This window comes from Variovorax soli NBRC 106424, from assembly GCF_001591385.1.
GTDB lineage: Bacteria > Pseudomonadota > Gammaproteobacteria > Burkholderiales > Burkholderiaceae_C > Variovorax > Variovorax soli.
This window is the reverse complement of the sequence record NZ_BCUU01000062.1, coordinates 15,300-30,845: the sequence shown is the minus strand read 5'-3', so window position 1 is coordinate 30,845 and position 15,546 is coordinate 15,300. Positions and strand designations below refer to the sequence as shown.

At 69.1% G+C, this 15,546-nt stretch carries 15 protein-coding genes; 7 read left to right on the top strand and 8 right to left on the bottom strand.

The features are described from left to right. The coding region (locus tag VSO01S_RS17530; RefSeq protein ID WP_153305298.1) for a DcaP family trimeric outer membrane transporter at nucleotides 1-1,166 on the top strand (1,166 nt) is incomplete at its 5' end. A 63-nt stretch (nucleotides 1,167-1,229) separates the two neighbouring features. Here the strand turns inward: VSO01S_RS17530 and VSO01S_RS17525 are convergent. Both VSO01S_RS17525 and VSO01S_RS17520 read right to left on the bottom strand, forming a co-directional pair. After that, a complete protein-coding gene (locus tag VSO01S_RS17525; RefSeq protein ID WP_068644093.1) occupies nucleotides 1,230-1,871 on the bottom strand; it encodes a 3-oxoacid CoA-transferase subunit B in 642 nt (213 codons plus the stop codon). Between the two features lies 1 nt (nucleotide 1,872). Beyond that, nucleotides 1,873-2,673 (bottom strand): CoA transferase subunit A, encoded by an 801-nt coding sequence (locus VSO01S_RS17520; RefSeq protein WP_068644092.1) that lies wholly within the window; start codon nucleotides 2,671-2,673, stop codon nucleotides 1,873-1,875. Between the two features lie 94 nt (nucleotides 2,674-2,767). On the opposite strand from VSO01S_RS17520, the gene VSO01S_RS17515 reads away from it, so the two are divergent. Then, nucleotides 2,768-3,334, top strand: a complete 567-nt coding sequence (locus VSO01S_RS17515; RefSeq protein ID WP_068644099.1) for a LuxR C-terminal-related transcriptional regulator — start codon at nucleotides 2,768-2,770, stop codon at nucleotides 3,332-3,334. On the opposite strand, the gene VSO01S_RS17510 is transcribed toward VSO01S_RS17515, so the two are convergent. Continuing rightward, entirely contained in the window at nucleotides 3,331-4,251 is a 921-nt protein-coding gene (locus VSO01S_RS17510; RefSeq protein WP_068644091.1) for a LysR family transcriptional regulator, read from the bottom strand. The genes VSO01S_RS17515 and VSO01S_RS17510 overlap by 4 nt on opposite strands. A gap of 174 nt (nucleotides 4,252-4,425) precedes the next feature. On the opposite strand from VSO01S_RS17510, the gene VSO01S_RS17505 reads away from it, so the two are divergent. Then, nucleotides 4,426-5,445: a Bug family tripartite tricarboxylate transporter substrate binding protein gene (locus VSO01S_RS17505; RefSeq protein WP_068644090.1), complete on the top strand. Its 1,020-nt coding sequence runs from the start codon at nucleotides 4,426-4,428 to the stop codon at nucleotides 5,443-5,445. A gap of 7 nt (nucleotides 5,446-5,452) precedes the next feature. Continuing rightward, on the top strand, nucleotides 5,453-7,393 hold the full coding sequence (locus VSO01S_RS17500; protein WP_068644089.1) for an acyl-CoA synthetase: 1,941 nt from the start codon (nucleotides 5,453-5,455) through the stop codon (nucleotides 7,391-7,393). Nucleotides 7,394-7,402: 9 nt separating this feature from the next. Here VSO01S_RS17500 and VSO01S_RS17495 read toward each other — a convergent pair whose 3' ends face one another. Next, complete coding sequence (locus tag VSO01S_RS17495) at nucleotides 7,403-7,771, bottom strand: FKBP-type peptidyl-prolyl cis-trans isomerase (protein ID WP_245684241.1); 369 nt, start codon at nucleotides 7,769-7,771, stop codon at nucleotides 7,403-7,405. Nucleotides 7,772-7,858: 87 nt separating this feature from the next. Here VSO01S_RS17495 and VSO01S_RS17490 point away from each other — a divergent pair, with 87 nt between their 5' ends. The 3 genes from VSO01S_RS17490 to VSO01S_RS17480 are packed head-to-tail and all read left to right on the top strand — an operon-like array spanning nucleotide 7,859 to nucleotide 10,652. Continuing rightward, nucleotides 7,859-9,253, top strand: a complete 1,395-nt coding sequence (locus tag VSO01S_RS17490; RefSeq protein WP_068644088.1) for an ethanolamine ammonia-lyase subunit EutB — start codon at nucleotides 7,859-7,861, stop codon at nucleotides 9,251-9,253. Further along, nucleotides 9,250-10,062 carry an ethanolamine ammonia-lyase subunit EutC gene (eutC, locus tag VSO01S_RS17485; protein ID WP_068644087.1) on the top strand — a complete coding sequence of 271 codons (813 nt, stop codon included), beginning with the start codon at nucleotides 9,250-9,252 and terminating at the stop codon, nucleotides 10,060-10,062. The genes VSO01S_RS17490 and eutC overlap by 4 nt, the downstream gene beginning before the upstream one ends. Continuing rightward, nucleotides 10,059-10,652: a peroxidase-related enzyme gene (locus VSO01S_RS17480; protein WP_068644086.1), complete on the top strand. Its 594-nt coding sequence runs from the start codon at nucleotides 10,059-10,061 to the stop codon at nucleotides 10,650-10,652. The genes eutC and VSO01S_RS17480 overlap by 4 nt, the downstream gene beginning before the upstream one ends. A gap of 26 nt (nucleotides 10,653-10,678) precedes the next feature. Here the strand turns inward: VSO01S_RS17480 and VSO01S_RS17475 are convergent, their stop codons facing one another. From VSO01S_RS17475 to VSO01S_RS17460, 4 genes are all read right to left on the bottom strand, one after another. After that, the gene (locus tag VSO01S_RS17475; RefSeq protein WP_068644085.1) at nucleotides 10,679-11,227 is read right to left on the bottom strand and encodes a phosphatase PAP2 family protein; all 549 of its coding nucleotides are present in this window, start codon (nucleotides 11,225-11,227) and stop codon (nucleotides 10,679-10,681) included. A 62-nt stretch (nucleotides 11,228-11,289) separates the two neighbouring features. Then, complete coding sequence (locus VSO01S_RS17470) at nucleotides 11,290-12,933, bottom strand: phosphoethanolamine transferase (protein WP_084241938.1); 1,644 nt, start codon at nucleotides 12,931-12,933, stop codon at nucleotides 11,290-11,292. A gap of 92 nt (nucleotides 12,934-13,025) precedes the next feature. Further along, a complete protein-coding gene (locus tag VSO01S_RS17465) occupies nucleotides 13,026-14,804 on the bottom strand; it encodes a phosphoethanolamine transferase (RefSeq protein WP_084241937.1) in 1,779 nt (592 codons plus the stop codon). Between the two features lie 14 nt (nucleotides 14,805-14,818). Further along, the gene (locus VSO01S_RS17460) at nucleotides 14,819-15,535 is read right to left on the bottom strand and encodes a phosphatase PAP2 family protein (RefSeq protein ID WP_068644084.1); all 717 of its coding nucleotides are present in this window, start codon (nucleotides 15,533-15,535) and stop codon (nucleotides 14,819-14,821) included. Between the last annotated feature and the right edge of the window lie 11 nt (nucleotides 15,536-15,546).

Below are 15,546 nucleotides of genomic sequence, written 5' to 3'. Positions count from 1 at the left end.
CGCCGGTGCCGGCGCCCGCCGGCGCGCCGGTGGTCGCCGTCGGTTCGGTGGCGCAGGAAGGCGCCAAGGAGCCCGAGAAGGCCCGCGTGGAGTTCTACGGCCACGTCATGCTCGACGCGATCCAGGACGGCAAGCAGATGAATCCGGACTGGAACGCCACCATGCGCCCGTCGCAGATTCCCATCCTCTGCCCCGGCTCGCCGGGCTGCGGGCGCGACGGCGCCACCGTGTTCAGCGTGCGCCAGTCCAGCCTGGGGTTCAAGTCCTTCATCCCGACCGGCCTGGGCGAGGTCCGCACCGACCTGAGCTTCGACCTGTTCGGCACCAACGGCGGCACGCAGGTCCACTGGCTCAATGCCTGGGCCGAACTGGGCATGTTCGGCGTGGGCCAGGGCTACTCGAACTTCATGGACATCGATGTGTTTCCCAACACCATCGACTACTGGGGACCGAGCGGCATGGTGTTCGTGCGCAACCCGCAGCTGCGCGTCACGCCCTGGAACAAGGACGGCATGAGCGTCTCGGTGTCGCTGGAGTCGCCCAACTCGGCCATCGACACCGGCAAGATCAGCCGCGTCGACCCGGCCCTGGGCTCGGGCATCTCGGGCTGGAACAAGCTGCCCGACCTGGTGGGCGCGGTGCGCGTCGACCGCGACTGGGGCCATGTGAAGGCCGCGGCCATCGCGCGCCAGGTGGGCTACCAGAACACCGCTTCGGCCAACGGCGAGCCCTCGGGTTCGCGCGCCGGCTACGGCCTGAACCTGAGCGGCGCCTTCAAGCTGCTGGGCCGCGACAAGCTCAGCTGGCAGGTGGCCAGCGGCAAGGGCATTGCCAGCTACATGAACGACGGCGGCGTGGACCTGGCGCCCGATGCGGCGCTGCAGGCGCAGGCCGTCACGTCATTGGGCTGGCTGGTCTATTACGGCCACGCGTGGAACGACAAGTGGAGCAGTTCCATCGGCTACAGCGAGCACCGGCAGAACAACACCGACGGGCAGCTGTTCACCGCCTTCCACAAGGGCAGCTATTCGTCGCTGAACCTGCTCTACCAGCTGGCCGGCAACGTGATGGTCGGCGGCGAATTCATCTGGGGCCGGCTGGAGAACAAGCTGGGCATGACGGCGGACGACTACCGCTTCCAGTTCTCGACCAAGGTCAGCTTCTGACGAAGCGGCCGGCCGGGCCACGCTGCACGCATGCATGCATCCAGCGGCGCAGCCTGGGGCCAATCACTTGATCAGCTGGACGCCGGTCTTGCCCTGCAGTTCGTCGAAGCTGACGCCTTCGGCCAGTTCCACCACCTTCAGGCCCTGGGGCGTCACGTCCATCACGGCCAGGTCGGTGATGATGCGGTCCACCACGCGCTGGCCGGTGAGCGGCAGGGTGCACTCGGGCAGGATCTTCATGTCGGTGCTGCCGTCCTTCTTGCGGGCCACGTGCTCCATCAGCACGATCACGCGCGGCACGCCGGCCACCAGGTCCATGGCGCCGCCCATGCCCTTGACCATCTTGCCCGGGATCATCCAGTTGGCCAGGTCGCCCTTCTCGCTCACCTGCATGGCGCCGAGGATCGAGAGGTTGATCTTGCCGCCGCGGATCATGGCGAAGCTTTCGTGGCTGCCGAAGATGGCGCTGCCCGGCAGCGTGGTCACGGTCTGCTTGCCGGCGTTGATCAGGTCGGCATCCACCTCGTCTTCCGTGGGGAAGGGGCCGATGCCCAGCATGCCGTTCTCGCTCTGCAGCCAGACTTCCTTGTCGGCAGGCACGAAGTTGGCCACCAGCGTGGGAATGCCGATGCCGAGGTTGACGTAGAAGCCGTCTTCCAGCTCTTGCGCCGCGCGCGCGGCCATCTGGTCTTGGGTCCAGGCCATGTCAGTTTCCCTTCTGGTTCTTGATGGTGGAAGGCACTTCGCTGCCTGCTGCGGCCTGTGCGATGGCGGCTTGCGCCTCGACCTTGGCGGATGCATCCACCGGCTCGGCGGCGCGCACGGTGCGCTTCTCGATGCGCTTCTCGGGTTGGCTGTTGACCACGATGCGATGCACGTAGATGCCCGGCAGGTGGATGTCGTCAGGGGCCAGCTCGCCCACTTCGACCAGCTTTTCCACTTCCACGATGCACACCTTGCCGGCCATGGCGGCGGCCGGGTTGAAATTGCGCGCCGTCAGGCGAAAGCGCAGGTTGCCCGAGCGGTCGGCCACGTCGGCCTTGACCAGCGCCACGTCGGGCACCAGCGAGCGTTCCATGACGTAGGTTTCGCCGTCGAACTCGCGCAGCTCCTTGCCCTCGGCCACCTGCGTGCCCACGCCAGTCTTGGTGAAGAAGGCCGGAATGCCCGCGCCGCCGGCGCGCAGCTTCTCGGCCAGCGTGCCCTGCGGCGTGAACTCGAGCTCGAGTTCGCCGGCCAGATACTGGCGCTCGAACTCCTTGTTCTCGCCCACGTAGCTGGCGATCATCTTCTTGATCTGGCGCGTCTCGAGCAGCTTGCCCAGGCCGAAGCCGTCGACGCCGGCGTTGTTGGAGATGCAGGTCAGGTTCTTGACGCCGCTGTCCTTGAGCGCCTCGATGAGCGACTCGGGGATGCCGCAAAGGCCGAAGCCGCCGACGGCGAGCGTCTGGCCGTCGGCCACCACGCCCTTGAGCGCCGCGTCGGCGGAGGGGTAAAGCTTGTTCACGCGCTGCTCCTCTATGTGGGTGAGGGAATCTTGGGAAGATTGAACGATACTACGTATTCACATACGTAGTAATTCGTAATGGTGAGACCCGATGCTGCACGAGATCGATTACAGGCTGGCCTTCCAACATGCTCCCGTGGGAATGGTGGTCTCGCGCAACCGCACCATCGTCGCATGCAATGAGGAAGTGTGCGAGATGTTCGGCGCGCCGGCGCAGGCGCTGGTGGGCCAGTCGTTCAGCGTGCTCTACCCGAGCGTGGCCGAGTTCGAGCGCATCGGCAAGCGCATGGAGCCCATCCTCAACGCCAGCGGCCACTATGCCGACAACCGCATGATGAAGCGCGTGGCCGGCCCCCATGCGGGCGAATCGTTCTGGTGCCACGTCACCGGCCGGGCGCTCAACCGCGCCGCGCCGCACGAGGCCGGCATCTGGACCTTCGAGGACCTGGGCGCGCGCCGCACCGCCACCGGCAAGAAGGACCAGCTCACGCCGCGCGAGCGCGAGGTGGCGGCGCAGGTGATGCGCGGCCTCACCAGCAAGGAGATCGGCAAGGCGCTGGCCATCAGCCACCGCACGGTCGAGATCCACCGCGCAAGGCTCATGCGCAAGTACGCCGCGGCCACCACGGCGGAGCTGGTGCAGAAGCTGATCGCGGGCTAGCCGGATTCCGCGCCGGCTTCCGTCGCACGCACCGCGCGCGCACGCTCCAGCACGTACTCGATGAAGGTGGCGGTGGCCCGCGTGTGGTGCCGGTTGGGCATGTAGAGCATGAACATGCGGTCGCCGAAGATGCGCAGGCGCCAGTCGTCCAGCGCGGTGAGCACATGGCCGCGGCGCACGTCCTCTTCCACCACGTAGTCGGGCAGGATGCCCACGCCGATGCCGGCCAGCACCGCCTGGCGCAAGAAGCCGAAGTTTTCCGAGACGAGCGTGGGCTCCAGCGTGAGCACGTGGCGCTCGTCGCCGCGGTAGGCCGAGAGGCGCAGCTGCCGCCCCACCACGTTCGAGGTGACGAGCGGCACGCCGCGAAGATCGTCCACCTGCGCCGGCAGGCCGTGGGCCTGCGCATGGCCGCGCGAGGCGCAGGCCACGTAGCGCACCGGGCCCAACTCGCGCGCCACCAGCATCGGAGGCGGCTCGGACATGATCCGGATGGCGATGTCCACCTCGTCGCTGAGCAGGTCCTCCACGCGGTTTTCGAACATCACGTCCAGCACGATGCCCGGGTACTTCAGCTTGAACTCGATGAGCCACGGCGCCATGACCGTCTGGCCAAAGCCGCTGGGCACGTTCAGGCGCACGCGGCCCTGCAGGCTCTGGCCCAGCGCGGTGATCGACTCGCGCGCGGCCTGCAGCTCGTTCTGGATGCCCAGGCCGTGCTGGTACAGGCGCAGGCCGGCATCGGTCGGCTCCAGCCGCCGCGTGGTGCGCCGCACCAGCTGCAGCCCGACCGAGCGTTCCAGCTGGCTCAGGTGGTAGCTCACGTTGGCCCGCGTCATCTTCAGGCGGCGGGCGGCTTCGCTGAGGTTGCCGGCATCGATGATGTCCACCAGGAGGGCGAGCGCGCCGGGGTCCATTCTCGGTTTCTCAGCAGGGTGTCAAAATTTTTTTGACAGTCTGTCAATCGGCTTTCTGATTGTCAAGAACGCTGCGCCACTCAAGAATCCGAAGCTGGCGGCCAGACGCAGGCCCCAGCGATTTCCGACATTCGATTTGCTGTCACGCACAACAACCACGCACAGGAGACTCAGGTGCCATCTGCTTCCACCATCCGCCGCCGCGACCTCATCGGCCTGGCCATCGCCACCCCCGCCATCGGCCTGCTGGGCGCGCGCCCCGCACATGCTCAAGGCGGCGCGGCGGGCTTTCCGTCCAAGCCGATCCAGCTGGTGGTGCCCTTCCCCGCCGGCGGCGCCACCGACGGCGCGGCGCGCCTGATCGCCGACAGGCTGCGCCAGCAGCTGGGCCAGCCGGTGCTGGTGGACAACAAGCCGGGCGCCTCCGGCATCCTGGGCACCGACTTCGTGGCCAAGGCGCCGGCCGACGGCCACACGCTGGTGTTCTCGCTGAGCACCTCGCTGCTGATCAACCAGTTCCTCTACAAGAAGCTGCCCTACCAGCCGCAGAAGGACCTGGCGCTGGTGAGCCACGTGGTCAACGCGCCGATCGCGCTGCTGGTGCATCCGAGCCTGCCCGCGGCCAATGCGGAAGAGCTGGCGAAATACATCCGCGCCAACAAGGGCAAGCTGTCGTACGGCTCCTGGGGCGTGGGCTCGGCCGGCCACCTGTCGCTGGCCGAGATGAGCAAGAAGTTCGACGCCGACATGACCCACGTGGCGTACAAGGGCGAGGCGCCCATGCTGCAGGACCTGGTGGGCGGGCAGATCCAGATGGCTTTTGCCAGCACGCTGCAGGCCAAGACCTTCGCCGAAGCCGGCAAGCTGCGCATCGTGGGCGTCACCGGCGAGAAGCGCAGCGGCGCCCTGCCCGCCTCGCCCACGCTGGCCGAACAGGGCTGGAAGGACGACATCTTCCGCATCACCGGCTGGGCCGCCATGGCCGCACCGGCCGGCACACCCAAGGCGGTGGTCGACAAGCTGGCCGACGAAGTCCGCAAGGCCTGCGAGCAGCCCGAGGTGCGCGCGCGCATGCTCGCCCTGCTGGGCTCCGAACCCACCGCCTACGGGCCCGAACAGTTCGCCGCCCTCTATGCACGCGAGCTCCCCGTGTGGCAACGTGTGGTGAAGGACACCGGCGCCACGCTCGACTAGGTCTGCCATGACTGACAACGCCCATCAGCCCGCCATCTCCAAGCCGTTCTCCGCATCATTCCCGATCCGCAGCATCGAGGATGTACGCCGCCTGGAAAGCGTGCCGCTGGAACGCGCCCTTCCGGTCGCCAGCACCTACGAGATCTTCCGCAACTCGGCCCATGCCTTCGGCGACAAGACGGCGCTGAGCTTCCTGCGCAGCGGCAAGCCCGAGGACGCGCCCATCCGCTGGAGCTATGCGCAGCTGCTCGCGGGCATCCACCAGACCGCCAACCTGCTGCATCGCCTGGGCGTGCAGCCCACCGACGCGGTGGCGGTGCTGCTGCCCGGCTGCCTCGAATACCACCTGGCGCTGTGGGGCGGCGAGGCGGCGGCGATCGTGCAGCCGCTCAATCCGCTGCTCACCGACGAAAAGCTGGTGTCGCTGATGCGCACCGCCGGCGCCAAGGTGCTCATCGCCTACGGCTCGGATGCCGAGTCGGACATGTGGTCCAAGGCCATGCGCATCCGCGGCGAGGTGCCGACGCTCACGCACGTGCTGCGCGTGGCGCCGCACGACGAGCCGCAGGCAAGCGCCGACCTGCCGCCCGGCGTGCTGGATTTCAACGAAGAGCGCAGCCGCGAGCCGGACGACCGCCTGGTGAGCGGCCGCCGCATCGGGCCCGCCGACATCGCCGCCTACTTCCACACCGGCGGCACCACCGGCGCACCCAAGCTCGCGCGCCACAGCCACGGCGCGCAGGTGTTCACCGCCTGGGCCTGCGTGCAGCTGCAGGGCATGGGCCCGAACGACATCAGCATCAACGGCTACCCGCTCTTCCACGTGGCCGGCGTGCTGCCGGCCTCGCTCACGCTGCTGTCGGCGGGGGCGGAAATGGTCATTCCCACGCCCGCGCTGATGCGCAACCGCGAGGTGCTGGCCAACTACTGGCGGCTGGTGCAGGCCTACCGCGCCACCTCCGCGTCGGCCGTGCCGACCGTGCTCGCGGCCCTGGCCACGGTGCCGCTGGACGGCGCCGACATCTCGTCGGTGAAGTACTGCCGCACCGGCGCGGCCGTGCTGTCGCCCGAGCTCGCGGCGCGCTTCGAGCGCCTGTTCGGCCTGCATGTGCACGAGAGCCTGGGCATGACGGAGATGGCGGGCATCTCGTCCGTGACGCCACCCGGCGTGAACGGGCCGGCGGGCTGCGTGGGCTTTCGGCTGCCCTATTCGCAGCTTCGCATCGTGGCCATCGATGCGGGCGGCAAGCCCACGCAGCGCGAGATGCCGCAGGGCGAACCGGGCATGGTGATGTTCAAGTCGCCCAACCTGTTCTCGGGCTACCTCAACGAGAAGGACAACGAGGGCGCCATCACCGAGGACGGCTGGCTGGCCACCGGCGACCTGGGCTTCATCGACGCCGACGAGCGCCTGAACCTGAGCGGCCGCGCCAAGGACCTGATCATCCGCAGCGGCCACAACATCGACCCCAAGACCATCGAGGATGCGCTCTCGGCGCATCCCGCCGTGCAGATCTGCGCCGCGGTGGGTGCGCCCGATGCGTATGCGGGCGAACTGCCGGTGGCCTACGTGAGCCTGCTGCCCGGCGCCGCCGCCACCGAGTCCGAGCTGATGGACTTTGCCGCCCGCGGCGTGGACGAGGCCCCCGCGCGGCCCAAGTCGGTGGTGATCATGGACAAGATCCCCATGACCAACATCGGCAAGGTCTACAAGCCCGAGCTGCGCCTGCTGGCGGCGCAGGCGGTGGTGCAGCAACTGGTGAACCAGGTCGCCGCGCGCCTGGCGTTGCCTGCCGAACTGGCGCCGCGCGTGAGCGCCAGCGAAGCGCAGGGCATTGCCGTGCTGGTCGACGATGCGGCCCTGCAGTCCCGCGCCGGCAGCGTGCGCGACGCGCTGCGGGCCGCCATCGAGCCGCTGCCGGTCAAGGTCAGCCTGCAGGGGCTCTGAACCGAAGGATCAGCGGCCCTTGATGGCCAGCAGTTCCACTTCGAAATTGAGCGTCGCGTCCGGCGGAATCACGCCGGCGGCGCCCGACTTGCCATAGGCGATGCCCGGCGGGCAGGTCAGCTTGGCCTTGCCGCCCACCTTCATCATGGCCACGCCCTCTGTCCAGCAGGGGATCACGCGCTTGAGAGGGAACTCGGCCGGCTCGCCGCGCTGGTAGGAGCTGTCGAACTCCTTGCCGTTGGTCAGGGTGCCGCGGTAGTGCACGCGCACGGTGTCGTCCGCGGTGGGCTGCGCGCCGGTGCCGTCCTTGAGCGACTGGTAGACCAGGCCGCTCTTGGAAGTGACGGGGGCCGAGCCCTGCGCCCAGGCGGCGGGCATCAGTGCACCGGCAATGACAGCGGCAATCAGTAGGGATCTCACAAAAGGTCCTTTGGTGTTGGTGGGAAAGCAGGTCATTATTGACCGATGCGCTATTACGCCCGCGTCGCTTCCCAAGGCTTCGAGTTCGACGACCTGCGCCAGGTCATGGCCATGGCCAGCCCGCCCCGCTCGGGCGACGAACTGGCCGGCGTGGCCGCCGGCAGCGCCCAGCAGCGCATGGCCGCGCGCTATGCGCTGGCCGACGTGCCGCTGGCCCGGTTCCTGACCGAGGCGCTGGTGCCCTATGAAGAGGACAACATCACGCGGCTGATCATCGACACGCACGATGCCGCGGCCTTCGCCCCCGTGGCGTCGCTGACGGTGGGCGGCTTTCGGGACTGGCTGCTGTCGGACGCGGCCACCACCGAGGTGCTGGCCGCGCTCGCGCCCGGCATCACGCCCGAGATGGCGGCGGCCGTGTCCAAGCTCATGCGCAACCAGGACCTGATCGCGGTGGCGCGCAAATGCCGCGTGGTCAGCCGCTTTCGCAACACGCTGGGCCTGCCGGGACGCATCGCGGTGCGGCTGCAGCCCAACCACCCGACGGACGACCTGCGCGGCATCGCGGCATCGACGCTGGACGGCCTGCTCATGGGCGCGGGCGACGCGGTGATCGGCGTGAACCCGGTCAGCGACAGCCTGCAGGCGCTGGTGCGGCTCACGCACATGCTGGGCGAGGTCATCGAGCGCTTCGGGATTCCCACGCAGTCCTGCGTGCTCACGCATGTGACCAACACGCTGCACCTCATCGAGCAAGGCGCCCCGGTGGACCTGGTGTTCCAGTCCATCGGCGGCACCGAAGGCGCCAACCACGCCTTCGGCATCACGCCCGAGTTGCTGGACGAGGCGCACGACGCGGCGCAGTCGCTCGCGCGCGGCACGGTGGGCCGCAACCTCATGTACTTCGAAACCGGCCAGGGCAGCGCGCTGTCGGCCAACGCCCACCACGGCTTGGACCAGCAGACCTGCGAGGCGCGCGCCTACGGCCTGGCGCGTCGCTACCAGCCCTTGCTGGTGAACACGGTGGTGGGCTTCATCGGGCCGGAGTACCTGTTCGACGGCAAGCAGATCATCCGCGCCGGCCTGGAAGACCACTTCTGCGGCAAGCTGCTGGGCCTGCCGATGGGCTGCGACATCTGCTACACCAACCATGCCGAGGCCGACCAGGACGACATGGACAACCTGCTGGTGCTGCTGGGCAGCGCCGGCCTGAACTTCCTGATGGGCGTGCCCGGCGCCGACGACGTCATGCTGAACTACCAGAGCACCTCCTTCCACGACGCGCTCTTCCTGCGCCGCACGCTGGGCCTGAAGCGCGCGCCCGAATTCGAGGACTGGCTCGCCCGCATGCAGATCACCAACGCCGCCGGGCAGTTGCTCGATGCGGACGCGACGCCGCGCCTGGCCGGCATGAACACGCTCGCCGCGCTCAAGCCATGAACGACAAGCCGGCAAGCCCCGCCCTTGATGCATGGGAACCCTGGCGCCGCACCACGCCCGCGCGCATCGGCCTGGGCCGCGTGGGCGATGCGGCGCCCACCGCCGAGCTGCTGCGCTTCGGCTGGGCGCACGCGAGCGCGCGCGACGCCATCCATGCGCGCCCCGATCTCGACGTGCTCGAAAGCGCCCTGAAAGCGCAAGGCTGGCAGCCGTTTCGCGTGAAGAGCCGCGCACCCGATCGCGCCACCTACCTGCGCCGCCCCGACCTGGGCCGCCTGCTCGATGAAGAGGACGCGAAGCAGTTGCAGGCGGTTCCGGGCGGCTGCGATGTCTGCATCGTGGTGGGCGACGGGCTCTCGGCCCTGGCCATCGAACGGCATGCGGCGCCGCTGCTCGCCGCGCTCAAGCCATTGCTGCCCCACGCACTGCGGCTGGGGCCCCTGGCCCTGGCCAGCCAGGCGCGCGTGGCGCTGGCCGACGACATCGGAGAACGACTGGGCGCCAGGCTGTCGGTGATGCTGATCGGCGAGCGCCCCGGCCTGAGTTCGCCCGACAGCCTGGGCATCTACCTGACCTTCGAGCCGCGGCGCGGGCGCACCGACGCGCAGCGCAACTGCATTTCCAATGTGCGCGCCGAGGGCCTCGCGCCCGCGGCAGCCGCCGCCCGGCTGGCCTGGCTCATCCGCGAGTCGCTCGCGCGCGGCTTCAGCGGCGTGGCGCTCAAGGACCAAAGCGACGACCACGCAGCGCTGCCGGCAACGCCCGCCGCGCCGCTACCCGACGACAGCAACAAGGAGACCCCGGAATGACACCTGCCACCGACACCCGCTATCCCCTGCCCGAACTGGCCAACCTGCCCGAGGACATCCGCGAGAAGATCCTCGAGGTGCAGGAAAAGGCCGGCTTCGTGCCCAATGTCTTCCTCGCCCTGGCGCGCCGCCCCGCCGAATGGCGCGCCTTCTTCGCCTACCACGACGCGCTCATGCTCAAGGAGGACGGCTCGCTCACCAAGGGCGAGCGCGAGATGATCGTGACGGCCACCAGTGCGGTGAACAAGTGCCTGTACTGCGTGGTGGCGCACGGCGCGCTGCTGCGCATCTACGAGAAGAAGCCGCTGGTGGCCGACCAGGTGGCGGTGAACTGGCGCAAGGCCGACATCTCGATGCGCCAGAAGGCCATGCTCGAATTCGCCATGAAGGTGTGCGAACGCTCGCACGAGATCGACGCGGCCGACTTCCCGCCGCTGCACGCCCACGGCTTCTCGGACGAGGACATCTGGGACATTGCCGCCATCACCGCCTTCTTCGGCCTGTCCAACCGCATGGCGAGCTTTTCGGGCATGCAGCCCAACGACGAGTTCTTCCTGCTGGGGCGGGTGCCGCGCGAGAAGAAGGCCTGACGCACCCGGCGCGCGCCCGTGCGAACTCAGGGCAGCGCGCGCCGCGGGTCGCGCACGGTACGCGGGCGCCTGAAGAGCGCGAGCCGCACCGCAAGCGCCAACAGCGCGCCGAGCGCCGCGCCGGCCAGCACGTCGGTCGGAAAATGCAGCCCCAGGTAGACGCGGCTCCAGGCCACGGCGGATGCGGCCAGCACGAACAGCAGCGCCCAGCGGTCGCGGCGCTCCAGGCACAGCGACATGGCCACGGCAAAGGCGCCGGTGGCGTGCATGCTCGGAAAGCTGGCGCGCTGGCCCTGCGCCAGCCATTGAATGCCCATGTCCAGCGCCGCGGGTCGCGGCATCGGCATCCAGTAGCGGAGCAGGCTCACCGACACCCAGGCGAGCAGCAGGCTCAGCAGCCCAGCCCAGAGCACGCGCCGATGCCGCTCAGGCCCCAGGAGGGCGAGTCCCGCCAGCAGCAGCACCATCGCGCCCGGCAGGAACTTGCTGGTCATCGCGGCGATATGGATCTGCCACATGGGCGTGTCGGCACTCGCATTGACGAGCGCAAAGAGCGACATATCGAGAATATTCATGCGGCATCCATGGTGGACCAAGCATATGAAGGACGGATGAATGCCCTCACCGGGCAAGCGGCCTAATGGACGTAGGACTTGACCTGCAACGGCAAGTCCGGCGCCTCCCAGCGGTAGTCCGGCGCGAGGACGTTGCGCCCGGGCCGCTGCCCGCGCCAGCGAAGATGCAGCAGATCTTCGGCCACGGTCCAGGCCGCCCAGTCGGCGCGGAAGGGCCGCTGCGCCGCCGCCTGCATGGCACCAGCGCCCAATGCCTCGCTGCGCCACACCAGCGCAGGAATGCGGTAGCCCGATTCGGTATGGGGACTGTGGCCCGCGCGGTCGCTCACGTGGCCCACTTCCTGGCCATGGTCCGACAGGTACATCCAGGCACGGCGGCCCGCGCTGCGCCCGACAGCTTGCGTGAGCTGCAGCGTCTCGGACACCACGAAGTCGTGATAAAGCAAGGCCGCGTCGTAGTCCTGCCTGAAGCGCCGCACCCAGGCGGCGCGGCCCTGGTCCTGCATCTGGGCCTCCACCGCGTCGATGTCGTCGTCGAAGGGATTGGCACCTTCCGGAAAGCGCAGGCGGTAGTGCGGATGCGCGCCCAGCAGGTGGACCACGATGAGCTTGCGCTGCGCCGGGTCCTCCAGCGCCTCCTGCACGCAGTCCAGCAGTTCGCCGTCCAGCGAGGCGCTGGCACGGCCAGGCGTGCGGTTGACGAAGTCGACCACGTCCGCCAGGCGGGCGTGCTGCTGTTCGATGGCCACGTCGTCGTGGTTGCTCATCCACCAGACCTTGTAGCCGGCCGCGCGCGCGAGCGCCAGCAGGTGCTGCGGCTGGCCGGCATCGGGCTGGCCGAAGGAGAACAAGTTGCGAAGCGCAGGCACGGTGCTCGCGTCCACCGACCAGGCATTGCGCAGCACCAGCATGTTGTCGCCGGCGCGGCGGCGGTGCGCCTGCAGGCGCGGCGTGGTGTCGCGGCGGTAGCCGTACAGGCCCATGTTGTCGCGGTTGATGCTGTCGGTGATGACCAGCACCACGGTGGAGGGCCCCTCCTTCGCGATCACCGGCGCGGCCTCGCGCGCGCGGGCCAGGACCTGGTCGCGCGCCAGCCGCTGGTCGGCCATGCCGGCCTGGAGCGTGCGCACCGACTGCGTCCAGTTCGCCCAGAACACCAGCGGATGCAGACGGCGCCACGGCTTGCTCGCGTACGCCACGCAGCCGAGCAGGAGCACCAGCACCAGTGCACCGAGGAACCACCTGGGCATGCCCGGCGGCGAAGCGCCCTGGCGGCCCCGGCCGGCAAGCCGCCAGGCGCACAAGCCTGCAGCCGACAGCGCCGCTGCCCACAGCAGGGCCACGCGCCAGTGCGCCGCCAGGTATTCGCTGCCTTCGCGGCCATTGGTGTTGGCCACGGCGCCCAGCACCAGCGCACCGTCGGGCGCGGCCTGGTAGGCGTCCTGCAGAAAGGCCCGCACCACGCCGTCCAGCGCGAAGAGCATCACCCACAGCCAGAGCGCGGTGCGGCGGGCGCGCTGCGCCAAGCGCCCCTCGATGGGCCAGGCCAGCCAGCCCAGCAAAGGCAAGGCGAGGAAGATCAGTTGCGCGACGCGGCGGCCGTCATGCCCGAGCACGATGAAGATGGCCGCCAGGCCTGCCAGTCCGGCTGCCGCCCAGGGCCAACGGTCATGCGAGGCGGAGGCGGCAGGTTGCGTGAAATTCATCCGCGCGCATTCTGCCGGGCCGGGTCGCGGCCCCTCGCCCTTGATCCCAGAAAAGCGAGGGTCTTTCGAGCACCACGGGCAGTGAGCTGCCGTCAGCCCGCGGACCGGGTCTGGCCTCGGCAGCCGGCCAGCGCGTCGAGCGCAGCCTTGTAGCTGGGTGTCTGCACGTCCATCGCACCGAGCACGGTGTGATAGAGGTTGTCGTGCGTGAGCGGCTTGTCCAGTTCGCCTTCCAGGCAGCGCAGCGACAGCCTGTCGCGCGAGCGCATGCCCTCGCTGAACCACATCACCCACGGCACGTGCTTCTGCGCCTCGGGCGCCACGCTGTAGGGCATGCCGTGCAGGAACAGGCCGAATTCGCCGAGCGACTCGCCGTGGTCGCTCAGGTACAGCATGGCGGTGTCGTAGTGGTCGGCGCGGGCCTTGAGCCAGTCGATGGTCTTGCCCAGGAACTGGTCCGTGTAGACGATGGTGTTGTCGAAGGCGTTGATCAGTTCCTCGTGGCTGCAGTCCGACAGCACGTTGACTCGGCACTCGGGCATGTATCGCTTGCTCGTACGCGACGAGCGCAGGTAGTACGCGGGCCCGTGGCTGCCCATCTGGTGCATCAGCAGCACCACGCCGCGCTGGCGGCGCTCGGCCGGCAGCGCTTCGATGCGCGCGTCCAGCCCGCGCAGCATGACTTCGTCCAGGCACTCGTCGCCGCCGGGGCACAGCGCGTCCTTGGTCACCGCATCGAGCCCGGCGAAGGCGGACGCATGCGGAATGCGGTCGCACACGCCCTTGCAGCCGCCCGGCTGGTTGTCGAGCCAGAACACGGCCAGGCCGGCGGCCTGCAGCACGTCGGTGAGGTTCTCGTAGTCGTCGCGCGCGGCCTCGTGGCCGGCCTTGCCCAGCGGCGAGAACATGCAGGGCACCGACGCCAGCGTGCTGGTGCCGCAGGACTGCACCTTGCGCCAGCTGAGCACATGGCGCGCCGCCAGGTCGCCGGTGGTGTCGCGCTCGTAGCCGTTCAGGCCGAAGTGGTCGGCCCGCGCGGTTTCGCCCACCACCACCACGAACAGCGGCGGCCTGGCCTGCGCGGCGTAGCTGGCGCCCAGCGCCGCGCCGCCCGACACCGGAATGAGCTGGCGCTTGTGGCTGAACAGCGCGCGCGTGCCCAGCGTTGTCGCCGAATAGACCGGCGCCAGCGGATTGGTCATGTAGCGCAGCTTGGTGTGGTTGCGCATGAGCGGCGCGAACTCGCGGTTCATGGCCAGCATGCCGCCGGCGGCCAGGGCCGCAGCGGCCATCAGCAACACCGCATTGCGCCACAACTGCCCGAGGAAGGACTGCCGCGCCAGGCGCGCATGCCAGATCACCAGGACCGGAAGCGCGGCAACGAGCAGCAGGTTGAACAGCAAGCGCCAGTTGAGCAGGTCGCGCACTTCGCTCATATCCGTCTGGATGGCATTGGCGAGCATGCTCGGGTCCATCACAACGCCGTAGCTCGCCATGTAGTGCTGCGACACGGCGGCAATCAGCACCACCGCCACCCACAGCGGCTTCATCCAGCGCGACCAGGCGAAAAGCGTCAGCAATGCGACGTTGCCGCACAGCACCAGCAGGCCCATCAGCAGCAAGTTGGGCAGGTACTCGGCGCTTCGTCCACCGCCGATATGCATCAGCTCCCAATAGAGCGGCCCGTTGCAGGCCAGGGAGAGGTACAGCCCCAGCCACAGCACCAGAGTGCGGGCCGAGCGCGGGCGCTGCAGCCAGTCGCGCAGCGCGCGCCAGCGGGCAAGGGCCCAGGGCGCATCAGCGCTCGGAAAGGATGGAAGGCCCGTATCGACCGAGCCAGGAGTGGCCAGAGGCCAGGAATTGCGGAGCATCGCGAAAGACCGATTCAGGGAGAAGTCTGGGAAGAAGCCGGCGCCAGCAGCGCGGTGTTGCCGCCGCGTGCGCGCCACAGCTGGCAGGCCCGGTCGACCATCAGGCCGGTGGTCCAGCAGATCCAGGCGGTCCACAGGGTGTGGCTCATGTAATGGGCGCCGCGCAGCTGCTGTGCCAGGCCGAGCGCCAGGCCGCCGAACACGGCGCCAACCAGCCACCAGCGCGCCACCCCGGGCACGCGGCGCGCCAGCAGGAAGTAGCCGCCGAGAAACGCAAAGGCGGCCGATGCATGGCCGGCCGGAAAGCACCTGCCCCCGCCGCCGTCGAAGCGGCCCCACGACCAGTGCGACACGTAGTGCGCCGCGCCGCCGAAGGCGCCCAGGTCCCAGGGGCAGCTTGTGCGGCTGCCGTGCTTGATGAGCGAGATGACCAGCACCGGCACGACGACGCCCAGCGCCAGCTGCACCCGCTCGCCGCGGCCGAGGCGGCGCAGGAAGCCGGCCGGCCAGAAGATGCCGGCCAGCAGGAAGACCACCAGCATCCAGCCGAGCGCCTTGGCTCCTTCGTGCATGACCTGCACCAGGAACCAGTTGTCGCGCAGCGCAAAGCCTGCCGGCGTGGCGAAGAGGCCTGCCATCGGCAGGTCGAGGCCGCTGGCATCCCACAGCGCGAGAAGTGGCAAGGCCAGCAGCGTCCCGGCCAGCAGGCGGCTGAAGGAGGTTCGAAGCATGGGCCGGGAGG

What these genes read in the sequence shown, in the direction of transcription:
- VSO01S_RS17490 (WP_068644088.1), top strand. Translation starts at nt 7,859, where the DNA reads ATGCGCTATTACGCCCGCGTCGCTTCCCAAGGCTTCGAGTTCGACGAC.
- eutC (WP_068644087.1), top strand. Translation starts at nt 9,250, where the DNA reads ATGAACGACAAGCCGGCAAGCCCCGCCCTTGATGCATGGGAACCCTGG.
- VSO01S_RS17495 (WP_245684241.1), bottom strand. Translation starts at nt 7,771, where the DNA reads ATGCCCGCCGCCTGGGCGCAGGGCTCGGCCCCCGTCACTTCCAAGAGC.
- VSO01S_RS17470 (WP_084241938.1), bottom strand. Translation starts at nt 12,933, where the DNA reads ATGAATTTCACGCAACCTGCCGCCTCCGCCTCGCATGACCGTTGGCCC.
- VSO01S_RS17475 (WP_068644085.1), bottom strand. Translation starts at nt 11,227, where the DNA reads ATGAATATTCTCGATATGTCGCTCTTTGCGCTCGTCAATGCGAGTGCC.
- VSO01S_RS17510 (WP_068644091.1), bottom strand. Translation starts at nt 4,251, where the DNA reads ATGGACCCCGGCGCGCTCGCCCTCCTGGTGGACATCATCGATGCCGGC.
- VSO01S_RS17525 (WP_068644093.1), bottom strand. Translation starts at nt 1,871, where the DNA reads ATGGCCTGGACCCAAGACCAGATGGCCGCGCGCGCGGCGCAAGAGCTG.
- VSO01S_RS17460 (WP_068644084.1), bottom strand. Translation starts at nt 15,535, where the DNA reads ATGCTTCGAACCTCCTTCAGCCGCCTGCTGGCCGGGACGCTGCTGGCC.
- VSO01S_RS17500 (WP_068644089.1), top strand. Translation starts at nt 5,453, where the DNA reads ATGACTGACAACGCCCATCAGCCCGCCATCTCCAAGCCGTTCTCCGCA.
- VSO01S_RS17465 (WP_084241937.1), bottom strand. Translation starts at nt 14,804, where the DNA reads ATGCTCCGCAATTCCTGGCCTCTGGCCACTCCTGGCTCGGTCGATACG.
- VSO01S_RS17480 (WP_068644086.1), top strand. Translation starts at nt 10,059, where the DNA reads ATGACACCTGCCACCGACACCCGCTATCCCCTGCCCGAACTGGCCAAC.